We start from the raw sequence: 11619 nt of genomic DNA on the forward strand, positions 1-11619 counted from the left end.
CCGCTGGACGCCCGAGGAAGCACGGAGGACGCCCACCATGCCCGCGCCACGGCAACGCCGCTTCCCGCGCTCGCGCACCTCCGTGCGCGACGCCCGGGAATTCGCCGTCCAGGTCCTCGGGGACTGGGGCTGCACCGACCGGCTGGACGACATACGGCTCTGCGTCTCGGAACTCGCCACCAACGCCCTGCTGCACGGAGCGCCCCCGGGCCGGGAGTACTGCGTGAACCTCTCCCTCGACGGCACGGTGATCCGCCTCGAGGTCCGCGACACCGGCGACGGCGCCCTCACCGTCCGAAGTCCGCTGCCCGAGCCACGGCTTGACGAGTGCTCAGGGCGCGGTCTGCTTCTGGCGCGGGAACTGGCCGACGACTTCGGCGTGACCGAGCACGTGGTCGGCAAGACGGTCTGGGCGACGTTCAAGACGGCTCATGTGCCATGCCAGTTGGCCGAAAACGATTGGTGAGTCGCGTCGCGGGCCAGGACGCTAGGTGCACCACCACAAGAAGCGGTTGCAGGTCTCCGAAGGTGAAGGGTCGGGGTCCGGCCTGGACGTGGTCGGGGCGGAGGTGGGGGCGGTCGTCGCGGTGGGGGTCGCCGCCGGGGGTGTCGGCGGAGTGCTGGACCGCGGGGGTCCGGTCGCCGACCGGTCGTCCTTGCCCTTGTCGTCGTCGGGCTTGCCCGACTCGCTCTGCGACGGGGACGCGGAGGCCGAAGCGGAATCCGAGGCCTCCGGGGAGGCCGACGTCGAACTCCTGTTCCCGCCCTTGCCTTTGGAGGCGTCCGCCGGCCGTGCCGTCTCCCCCGCCTCCGCCGAGGTTCCGCCCTCCGCCGAGGCATCCCCGGCACTCGCCTCCTTCGGATGCGAGCCCGGCGCGTCCATGCCCAGTTCCGCGAGGCTCAGACCGCCCGCCGCCAGGACGAAGCCCGCCGCCACCAGCAGGGCGCGGCGACGGCGTCTGCGGTGCGCGGCCGCCTTGCGGTCGCGCCGGCTCGCCCCCGCTCCGGTCGGCCCGGTCGACTCCTCGACGGCCTCCCGCCCGCGCCCCCGGCCACGGCGCCTGGCGGCCCTCCCGCGCGGCTCATCCTCCTCACCATGGGCGCCCTCGTCGTCACCGTACGGCTCATGCGGCTCGTCGGCGGCGGTCGGCGGCACGTCCGCCTCCCGCGCGTACGCGTGGAGAGAATCCGCTGAGGCGCCGCAGCCCGGGCAGGCGAGGGCGCCGTTGAGGTGCCGTCGGCACGGGTGGCAGTAGTCCATGACGCGGGAAGAGTAAGTTCCGGCCGTGTGACGTTCCTAGGGTCCCCTGTGAAAGTTATGTGGGAAACCGGCCGTTCCAGCGCGGCCCCGGAAGAAAACCGCCCACCATTCCAGGCCAACTTGCGGCTTCCACCGGTAACCGCGACATCGCCACCCGTTCTCCCCAAGATCGTCGCGAAACCGGCCGGCGGAACTGTCGAAACCGTTATGTGTGCCACCCATTGACACTCAAGGCGCCGCATCCTTACTGTCTGCCCAGCATTTCGAACGTGTGACGAAATCTCGAACACGACGAGACGCAACCACTCGAGCCGAAGTACGCTACCGACGAAGCAGCAAGGGGCAACTGCCGTGCGCATCACTGGAATCAGCACACACGTGGTCGGGACGCCGTGGCGCAACCTGACGTACGTCCAGGTGCACACCGACGAGGGCATCAGCGGAGTCGGCGAGACCCGGATGCTGGGCCACACCGACGCGCTGCTCGGTTACCTGCGGGAAGCCGAGCAGAACCACATTCTCGGTTCGGACCCGTTCGCTGTCGAGGACCTCGTCAAGCGGATGAAGTACGGCGACTACGGCCGCGCGGGCGAGATCGTGATGTCCGGCATCGCCGTCATCGAGATGGCCTGCTGGGACATCAAGGGCAAGGCCCTCGGCGTGCCGGTCTGGCAGCTGCTGGGCGGCAAGGTCACCGACAAGGTCAAGGCCTACGCCAACGGCTGGTACACCACCGAGCGGACCCCGGAGGCCTACCACAAGGCCGCCCGCGGGGTCATGGAGCGCGGCTACAAGGCGCTCAAGATCGACCCCTTCGGCACCGGTCACTTCGAGCTCGACCACGAGCAGAGCCTGTACGCCGTCTCCCTCATCGAGGCCGTCCGCGACGCCATCGGCCCGGACGCCGAGCTGATGCTCGAGATGCACGGCCGTTTCTCCCCGGCCACCGCGGTCCGCCTGGCCAAGGAGCTCGCGCCCTTCAAGCCGGCCTGGCTGGAGGAGCCGGTTCCGCCGGAGAACCTGAAGGCGCTGGAGAAGGTCGCCGCCAAGGTCGACATGCCGGTCGCCACCGGTGAGCGCATCCACGACCGCATCGAGTTCCGCGAGCTCTTCGAGAGCCAGGCCGTGGACATCATCCAGCCCGACGTCGGCCACATCGGCGGCATCTGGGAGACCCGCAAGCTCGCCGCGACCGCGGAGACCCACTACATGCTGGTGGCCCCGCACAACGTGGGTGGCCCGGTGCTGACCGCCGCCTCCCTCCAGGTCGGCTTCACCGCGCCGAACTTCAAGATCCTGGAGCACTTCAACGACTTCGCGGACGCCGACATCAAGAAGGTGATCAAGGGCGCGCCGCAGGTCGTGGACGGCTACTTCCACCTCTCCGAGGCGCCGGGTCTCGGCGTTGAGCTGGATGTCGACGCGGCGGCCGAGTTCCCGCAGCAGCAGGCCCGTTTCGACCTGTGGGCCGAGGGCTGGGAGCAGCGCAAGCCGAAGGGCACCAAGTGAGCACGGCTGTCGTGATCGAGGCGCCGGGTGAACACCGGCTCACCTCTCACGAGCCCCGGCAGCCGGGGGCCGGTGAGGCCCTGGTCCGGGTGCACGCCGTCGGCATCTGCGGAAGTGACCGCGAGGTCTACCAGGGCAACCGGCCCGAGGGCTACGTCCGCTATCCGCTGACCCCCGGCCACGAGTGGTCCGGGACGGTGGAGGCGGTCGGCGCCGGGGTCCCCGACTCGCTGGTCGGCCGCAAGGTCGTCGGCGAGGGCTTCCGCAACTGCCAGGTGTGCGACCGCTGCCACGCGGGCGAGACGACCCTGTGCACGGCCGGGTACGAGGAGACGGGCTTCACACAGCCCGGAGCGATGGCGACCACGCTCACCCTCCCCGCCCGGCTGCTGCACGCCCTGCCGGACGACGCCGACCTGTCCGCCGCCGCCCTGCTGGAGCCGGCGGCCTGCATCGCGGCCGCCGCGATCAAGGCCAACGCGCGCCCCGGTGAGCGGGTCGCGGTGGTCGGCACCGGCACGCTCGGCATGTTCGCCGTGCAGTTCCTGAAGGCGGGCTCCCCGGCCGAGTTGCTCGTGGTCGGCACCCGGGGCGACCGGGAGGCGCTCTCGCGCCAGTACGGGGCCACCGACTTCCGTACCCGCGACCAGGAGCTCCCCGACGACTTCGACGTGGTGATCGAGACCGCCGGGTCCGCGTCCGCCGCGCGGACCTCCGCCGCCCTCCTCAGGCGGGGCGGCCGGCTGGTCCTCACGGGCATCCCGGCGTCGGGCGCCGAGGGCCTCGACCCCACCGACCTGGTCGTACGGCAGCTGGAGGTGCACACGGTCTTCGGCGCGCCGCCGGACGCCTGGGCGCACACCGTGCGCGTCTTCGCCGCCGGTCTGCTCGATCCGAAGCCGCTGATCACGCACGAGCTGCCGCTCGCCGAGTTCTCGCAGGCCATCGATCTGGTGGGGTCCGGCGATCCGAAGGTCGGCAAGGTCCTGCTCCACCCATAGACGTACGCCGGCACGGGGGCAACCTGACGGTCCCCGTGCCGGTGTACCCCAGACCCGCACGCCTTCCGTCGCGAACCTCCGCCGAAATATCGAACACGAAGGACACTCAGTGACCGACGCCTCCGCCCCGGCGCCCCGTCGACCCGGTGAGCAGGCGCTCGCCGCGCTCGGCCTGGGCGCGCCCGACCTCTCCCCCGCCGACGCCTCGCCCCACACCTTCCCCGGTGGCGGCCGCTGGCGCACCGAGATCCCCTCGTGCGAGGGGCCCGAAGCACTGGCCGTCGTCCTCAAGGAGGCCTCCCGCCTCGACGTGCCGATCCACCGGATCAGCCAGGGCAGCGGCATCTGGATGCTGACCGACGCCGAGATCACCGAGATGGTCGAGGCCACCGGTGAACGCGACATCGAGCTCTGCCTGTTCACCGGCCCGCGCGGCACGTGGGACATCGGTGGTTCGACCCGTACCGACTCGCGCGGCGGCGGACTCAGAGCCCGCGGCCACGACGCCGTGGCCGGCTGTGTGGAAGACGCCGTCCGCGCGACGGAGTTGGGCGTCAAGTGCCTCCTCGTCGCCGACGAGGGCGTGCTGTGGACGCTGCACCGGGCGCGTGCGGCCGGCATCATCCCGGCCGACACCACGCTGAAGGTGTCGGCCCTCATCGGTCCGGTCAACCCGGCGGCGTACGCGGTGTACGAGCGTCTCGGCGGCGACTCGATCAATGTGCCCAGCGATCTGACGCTCGATCACCTCACCGAGATCCGACGGGTTTCGGGCGCTCCCATGGACATGTACATTGAGGCGCCCGACGACTTGGGCGGCTACATCCGGATGTACGAGGTCGCCGAGCTGATTCGCCGCGGTGCGCCGCTGTACCTGAAGTTCGGCCTGTCCAAGGCTCCGGGGATCTACCCGTACGGTCACCACCTGCGGGATCTGACGCTCTCCACGGCCAAGGAGCGGGTGCGGCGCGGCCGGCTCGCGCTGGACCTTCTGGAGCGGCACGGAGCGGCGGGCGACATGGCTCCGCTCGGCTCCCGGCTGCCCGGCGAACTGAACAGGTTCGACATCGGGTCATAACGTTCCGGAAACCTCGCTTCACAGAAGCTGACACAGGCGCGCAGAATCCCACACATCTATCTGTTCGGTGTTCCCGGCACCTGACCCCGCCGGGAGTGTCCTCGCCTCCGCGAGACCGACCCCTGCACGAAACATCAAGGATGATGACCATGCGTAACCGCAGAGCCGCTCTCGCCGCCGTTGCCGGAGCCGCCTCCCTCGCCCTCACCCTGTCCGCCTGCGGCCAGAACAGCGAAGGCGGCGCCAAGGAGGACAAGGGCAGCGCCAAGGGCGGGACCATCGGCATCGCGATGCCGACCAAGTCGTCCGAGCGCTGGATCTCCGACGGCAAGAACGTCGTCAAGGACCTCGAGGCCAAGGGCTACAAGACCAAGCTCGTCTACGGCGAGGACGACCCCGACCAGCAGGTCTCGCAGATCGAGAACCTGATCACCCAGGGCGTCAAGGCCCTCGTGGTCGCGGCCATCGACAACAAGTCCCTGAACAACGTTCTCCAGCAGGCCGCCGACGCCAAGATCCCGGTCATCTCCTACGACCGCCTGATCCTCGGCACGCCGAACGTCGACTACTACGCGTCCTTCGACAACGAGAAGGTCGGCCAGCTCCAGGCCAACTACATCGTCGACAAGCTCGGCCTGAAGAACGGCAAGGGTCCGTTCAACATCGAGCTCTTCGCCGGCTCCAACGACGACAACAACACGAAGTACTTCTTCGGCGGCGCGATGAGCGTCCTGAAGCCGTACATCGACAGCAAGAAGCTCGTCGTCCAGTCCGGCCAGACCAACATGACCCAGGTCACCACCCTGCGCTGGGACGGCGCCACCGCCCAGCGGCGCATGGACGACATCCTGACCAAGTCGTACAAGAGCAAGAAGGTCGACGCGGTCCTGTCGCCGTACGACGGCATCTCCATCGGCATCCTGTCGGCGCTGAAGTCGGACGGCTACGGCTCCGGCAACAAGCCGCTGCCGGTCATCACCGGCCAGGACGCCGAGCTCGCCTCGGTGAAGTCGATCATCGCGGGCCAGCAGACGCAGACCGTCTACAAGGACCTGCGCAAGCTCGCCGAGGTCGCCTCGACGATGGTGGACGACGCCCTCAACGGCAAGAAGCCCGAGGTCAACGACACCAAGACCTACGACAACGGCAAGAAGGTCGTCCCCGCCTACCTGCTGCAGCCGGTGAGCGTCGACAAGACCAACTACCAGAAGGTGCTCGTCGACGGCGGTTACTACACGGCGGACCAGCTCAAGTAATCCGTCGATCGCCGTCAACACACACTGATTGGAAGGCACGACCATGGCGGGACCCGTCCTGGAAATGCGCTCGATCGTCAAGACCTTTCCCGGCGTCAAAGCGCTGTCGAACGTCACTCTGACCGTCCGTCAGGGCGAGGTCCACGCCATCTGCGGTGAGAACGGCGCCGGGAAGTCCACCTTGATGAAGGTGCTCTCCGGCGTCCATCCGCACGGCACCTACGAGGGCGACATCCTCTTCGAGGGAGAGGTCTGCTCCTTCAAGGACATCCGGGCGAGCGAGGAACACGGCATCGTCATCATCCACCAGGAGCTGGCGCTGGTGCCGTTTCTCTCCCTGGCGGAGAACATCTTCCTCGGCAACGAGCACGCCAAGGGCGGGCTCATCAACTGGAACGAGACCCTGCGCCACGCCTCCGAGCTGCTGCGCCGGGTCGGTCTGAGCGACCACCCCGAGACCCGCGTCGCCGACATCGGCGTGGGCAAGCAGCAGCTCGTGGAGATCGCGAAGGCGCTGTCGAAGAAGGTGAAGCTGCTCATCCTGGATGAGCCGACCGCTGCCCTGAACGACGAGGACAGCGACAAACTCCTCGATCTCATCCTGGAGTTGAAGAAGCAGGGCATCACCTCGATCATCATCTCCCACAAGCTCAACGAGATCCGCAAGGTCGCCGACTCGGTGACGATCATCCGCGACGGCCAGTCGATCGAGACGCTCGACGTCAAGGCGGCGGAGACCACCGAGGACCGGATCATCAGCGGCATGGTCGGCCGAGACCTCGACCACCGCTTCCCCGAGCGCACCCCGCACGAGCCCGAGAAGGGCGCGGCCCCCGCGCTGGAGATCCGCAACTGGACCGTGCACCACCCGATCGACCAGACGCGCAAGGTCGTCGACGACGTGTCGATCCAGGTACGGCGCGGGGAGATCGTCGGCATCGCGGGCCTCATGGGCGCGGGCCGCACCGAGCTCGCGATGAGCGTCTTCGGACGCTCCTACGGCCGGCACGCGGGCGGCACGGTCTTCAAGGACGGCACCGAGATCCGTACGAAGTCCGTCGCCGAGGCGGTCGGGCACGGCATCGCGTACGTCACCGAGGACCGCAAGCACTACGGCCTCAACCTCATCGACGACATCAACCGCAACATCTCGCTGAGCGCCCTGAACAAGGTCGCCAAGCGGGGCGTGGTCGACGAGCACGAGGAGCGGAAGGTCTCCGAGGGCTTCCGCAAATCCATGAACATCAAGGCCCCGACCGTCTTCGAGACGGTGGGCCGGCTGTCCGGCGGCAACCAGCAGAAGGTCGTCCTCAGCAAGTGGATCTTCGCGGGTCCCGACGTGCTGATCCTGGACGAGCCCACGCGCGGCATCGACGTCGGTGCCAAGTACGAGATCTACACGGTCATCGACCAACTGGCCGCCGAGGGCAAGGCGGTCGTCTTCATCTCCTCCGAGCTGCCGGAACTGCTCGGAATGTGCGACCGCATCTACACGATGGCCGCGGGGCGGCTCACGGGCGAGTTCCCGCGTGCGGAGGCCACGCAGGAAGTGCTGATGCGCCAGATGACGAAGGACAAAGAGGTAACCCGATGAGCACCGACGTGACCGACAAGAGCCCGGCCGCCGCGCCGCCCGGCAAGAGCGGCGGATCCGCCGCCGACGGCGGTCTGCTCCAGCTGGTGCTGGACGGTCTGCGCCGCAACATGCGCCAGTACGGCATGCTGATCGCGCTCGGCCTGATCGTGGTCCTGTTCCAGGTGTGGACCGGCGGCGACCTGCTGCTGCCGCGCAACGTCTCCAACCTGGTCCTGCAGAACAGCTACATCCTGATCCTCGCGATCGGCATGATGCTGGTGATCATCGCGGGTCACATCGACCTGTCGGTCGGTTCACTGACGGCGTTCGTCGGCGCCTTCGCGGCCGTACTGACCGTGGAACACAAGGTGGCCTGGCCCCTCGCGGTGGTGCTGTGCCTGATCGTGGGCGCCATCGCCGGCTCCGTGCAGGGCTTCCTGATCGCCTATCTCGGCATACCCTCCTTCATCGTCACCCTCGCGGGCATGCTGCTCTTCCGCGGTATGACGGAGATCTTCCTGGAGGGCCAGACCCTCGGCCCGTTCCCGGACGGTCTGCAGAAGATGGGCAACGGCTTCCTGCCGGAGGTCGGCCCGAACACGAATTACCACAACATCACGCTGCTGCTGGGCTTCGCCCTGGTCGCCTTCGTGGTCCTCCAGGAGGTCCGCGACCGCAAGCGCCAGCAGGAGTTCTCGCTGGAGATCCTCCCGCGGAACATCTTCCTGCTGAAGCTCGTCGCCATCGTCGCCGCGATCCTCACCGTGACCATGCTGCTCGCCAGCTACAAGGGCGCGCCGATCATCCTGATCGTCCTCGGTGTGCTGGTCGTCGGCTACGGCTACGTCATGCGCAACGCCGTCTTCGGCCGTCACATCTACGCGATCGGCGGCAACCTGCCGGCGGCGAAGCTGTCCGGTGTGAAGGACAAGAAGGTCACCTTCTACGTCTTCCTGAACATGGGCGTCCTCGCGGCCCTCGCGGGCATGGTGGTCGCCGCCCGTCTGAACGCCGCCTCGCCGAAGGCGGGCCTCAACTTCGAGCTCGAGGCCATCGCCTCGTCGTTCATCGGCGGCGCGTCCATGAGCGGCGGTGTCGGTACGGTCCTCGGCGCGATCATCGGTGGTCTCGTCCTCGGCGTGCTGAACAACGGCATGAACCTCCTCAGCGTCGGCACCGACTGGCAGCAGGTCATCAAGGGCCTCGCCCTGCTGGCCGCGGTCGGGTTCGACGTGTGGAACAAGCGCAAGTCCGGTTCCTGAAACCGGAGCGGGCCCCGCCGGAAGGCGGGGCCCGTTTTTCTTTGTCCGGATTCGTCCGGGGAAGGCGGGAAGTGGTGAAGACGCTCTTCGGTGAGCTCGCCGACGGCACGAAGGTCTCCAGCTGGTCCCTGGAGAACGGCGGGACCCGGCTGAAGGTCCTCGACTACGGCGGGATCGTCCAGTCCCTGGAGATCCCCGACCGGCACGGGCGGTACGCCAACGTCTCCCTCGGCTTCGACACCGTCGAGGACTACGTCGCCGGCAGCCCCTACTTCGGCGCGCTGATCGGCCGCTACGGCAACCGCCTCGCCAAGGGCCGGTTCACCCTGGACGGCGAGAGCCACCAGCTGCCCGTCAACGACGGCGAGAACAGCCTGCACGGCGGCACCGACGGCTTCGACCGGCGCGTCTGGGACGTCGAGCCGTTCACCGACGGCCGGGACGCCGGCCTGCGTCTGCGCCTCACCAGCGCCGACGGCGAGATGGGCTACCCGGGCACGCTCGCGGTGCGGGTGACGTACACCCTCACCGGCGACGGCGACTGGCGCATCGACTACGAGGCCACCACCGACAAGCCCACCGTCGTCAACCTCACCAGTCACGTCTACTGGAACCTCGCCGGCGAGGGCAGCGGCTCGGTCCACGACCACGAACTTCAGATCGCCGCCTCCCGCTACCTGCCCGTGGACGCCGGGCTCATCCCCACCGGTGAGTCGGCGGACGTGACGGGCACCCCCTTCGACTTCCGCGAGGCCAAGGCGGTCGGCCGGGACCTGCGCGTCGCCCACGAGCAGCTGCTGTACTGCAAGGGCGTCGACCACAACTACGTCCTCGACAAGGGCCGCACCGACCGGCCCGAGCACGTCGCCACCCTCCGCGACCCCGCCTCCGGCCGCACCCTGAGGATCACGACCACCGAGCCGGGCCTGCAGTTCTACTCGGGCAACTTCCTCGACGGCACCCTCGTCGGCAGCGGCGGCCGCGTCTACCGCCAGGGCGACGCCCTGTGCCTGGAGACCCAGCACTTCCCGGACTCCCCCAACCAGCCGTCGTTCCCGTCGACCGTGCTGCGACCGGGGCAGACGTACCGCACGACGACGGTCCACACGTTCGGCCGCTGAAAACGCGTTGAACAGCTCCACACCCGCCTCCGTATCCATGGGTGGCCCGCGCTCCCCCGCGCGGGCCACCCATATTCGACGGGTCCAGCCGTCCCCACCGGACCCGCCCCATACGGAGGTTCCATGGCCGACAACGTCACCTCGCTGTTCCGCAGCACCGCGGCGCACAGCCCCTCCATGGCGGCGTTGACGCGAGAGGGCGGCGAGGGAACCGGCCCCGTGGACTTCTGTATCCCCTGCAACCCGTACTTCCCCACCCCGGCGATGTTCGACGAGATGGCGGGGCGCCTCCGCGACATCGTCACGTACTACCCGAGCAGCGCCGACACGATCACGGCCGAGCTGTGCAGCCTCCTGCAGCTCCCGCCGCAGTGCGTGGCGATGGGCAACGGCTCGACCGAACTGATCACCTGGATCGACCACCTCCTGGTCCGGGAGTCCCTCGCCATCCCCGTCCCCACCTTCGGCCGCTGGACCGACCAGCCGATGGAGACCGGCAAGCGGGTCGACATGTTCCCGCTCCAGGAGTCCAGCGGTTTCGCCCTCGACCTCGCGCAGTACGCCGAGTTCATCCGGGCCCGCGGCACCCGGGTCGCCGTCATCTGCAACCCCAACAACCCCGACGGCGGCTTCCTGCACAAGCACGCCGTCGTGCAGTTCATGGACGCGATGGCCGACCTCGACCTGGTCGTCATCGACGAGTCCTTCCTGGAGTTCGCCGACGCCGAGGCCGAACCCAGCGTGGTGCAGGAGGCGATGCTGCGCCCGAACGTGGTCGTCCTGCGCAGCCTCGGCAAGAACTTCGGCCTGCACGGCATCCGCTTCGGCTACCTGGTCGCCAACCCGGCGCTGGCCGGCCGGATCCGCTCCATGCTGCCCAAGTGGAACCTCAACTCCTTCGCCGAGCATGTCGTCTTCATGCTCAAGGAGCACGGCCCCGAGTACGCGCAGAGCCTCCAGCAGGTGCGCCGGGACCGTCTCGACATGGCGAGCCAGCTGTCCGCGCTGCCCGGTCTGACGGTCTACCCGTCGCAGGGCAACTTCCTCTTCGTACGCCTCCCCGTGGGCGCCGAGGGCACCGTGGTACGGGACCGGCTGCTCACCGAGCACCGGATCCTGGTCCGTGAGTGCGGCAACAAGATCGGCTCGTCCAGCCGCTTCCTGAGGCTCGTGGTGCGCCCCCAGGTCGACGTGCGTCGCCTGGTGTCAGGCCTGGAACAGGTGCTCTACGGGACCAGGAGGGGAGCCGCCGTACCCGAGCTGGGCACAGGGACCCAGTACAGCTCGGGTACGGCGGCCGTGGACCGCTTGGTCAGCGCGACCAACGGGGCCGGCCTGCAGGGCCTGGCCGCTCAGGCGGTGGCCGCCGCACCGACCGGGCTGGCGCCCGCTCCGGCCGCCGGCACCGGTGCGCCGATGCCCGCCGCGGCGCAGGCCACCCCGTCCAACGGCACGGGCATGCCGATGCCGGCCGCGGCCCAGACCTTCCCCCAGCCGGCGGCCGCCCCGGCCCCGGCTCCCACCCCCTTCCCGGCTCCCACCCCCTTCCCGGCTC

The 11619-nt window shown here is 68.9% G+C and carries 10 protein-coding genes; 9 read left to right on the top strand and 1 reads right to left on the bottom strand.

Annotated features, from left to right (window positions below):
* The first annotated feature begins 37 nt into the window (after positions 1-37).
* Positions 38-466, top strand: coding sequence for an ATP-binding protein (locus tag IG99_RS03520; RefSeq protein ID WP_051864867.1), 429 nt, complete (start codon positions 38-40; stop codon positions 464-466).
* 21 nt (positions 467-487) lie between these two features.
* On the opposite strand, the gene IG99_RS44995 is transcribed toward IG99_RS03520, so the two are convergent.
* Positions 488-1261, bottom strand: a complete 774-nt coding sequence (locus IG99_RS44995; RefSeq protein ID WP_037669496.1) for an SCO2400 family protein — start codon at positions 1259-1261, stop codon at positions 488-490.
* A gap of 351 nt (positions 1262-1612) precedes the next feature.
* Between IG99_RS44995 and IG99_RS03530 the strand changes: the two genes are divergently transcribed.
* The 8 genes from IG99_RS03530 to IG99_RS03565 all read left to right on the top strand — a co-directional run.
* On the top strand, positions 1613-2770 hold the full coding sequence (locus IG99_RS03530) for a mandelate racemase/muconate lactonizing enzyme family protein (protein ID WP_037669497.1): 1158 nt from the start codon (positions 1613-1615) through the stop codon (positions 2768-2770).
* Complete coding sequence (locus IG99_RS03535; protein ID WP_037669500.1) at positions 2767-3771, top strand: zinc-dependent alcohol dehydrogenase; 1005 nt, start codon at positions 2767-2769, stop codon at positions 3769-3771. The genes IG99_RS03530 and IG99_RS03535 overlap by 4 nt, the downstream gene beginning before the upstream one ends.
* 109 nt (positions 3772-3880) lie before the next feature.
* Positions 3881-4849, top strand: coding sequence for a hypothetical protein (locus IG99_RS03540; protein ID WP_037669502.1), 969 nt, complete (start codon positions 3881-3883; stop codon positions 4847-4849).
* Between the two features lie 149 nt (positions 4850-4998).
* A complete protein-coding gene (chvE, locus tag IG99_RS03545; protein WP_037669682.1) occupies positions 4999-6105 on the top strand; it encodes a multiple monosaccharide ABC transporter substrate-binding protein in 1107 nt (368 codons plus the stop codon).
* A gap of 43 nt (positions 6106-6148) precedes the next feature.
* Positions 6149-7699, top strand: a complete 1551-nt coding sequence (mmsA, locus tag IG99_RS03550; RefSeq protein WP_037669505.1) for a multiple monosaccharide ABC transporter ATP-binding protein — start codon at positions 6149-6151, stop codon at positions 7697-7699.
* Positions 7696-8943 (top strand): multiple monosaccharide ABC transporter permease, encoded by a 1248-nt coding sequence (gene mmsB / locus IG99_RS03555; RefSeq protein ID WP_037669507.1) that lies wholly within the window; start codon positions 7696-7698, stop codon positions 8941-8943. Before mmsA ends, mmsB begins: the two co-directional genes overlap by 4 nt.
* Positions 8916-10064, top strand: coding sequence for an aldose epimerase family protein (locus tag IG99_RS03560; protein ID WP_078947508.1), 1149 nt, complete (start codon positions 8916-8918; stop codon positions 10062-10064). The genes mmsB and IG99_RS03560 overlap by 28 nt, the downstream gene beginning before the upstream one ends.
* A 123-nt stretch (positions 10065-10187) precedes the next feature.
* On the top strand, positions 10188-11619 hold a 1432-nt coding region (locus tag IG99_RS03565), incomplete at its 3' end, for a pyridoxal phosphate-dependent aminotransferase (RefSeq protein ID WP_037669508.1).

The organism is Streptomyces griseus subsp. griseus, assembly GCF_000720255.1.
Classification (GTDB): domain Bacteria; phylum Actinomycetota; class Actinomycetes; order Streptomycetales; family Streptomycetaceae; genus Streptomyces; species Streptomyces griseus_I.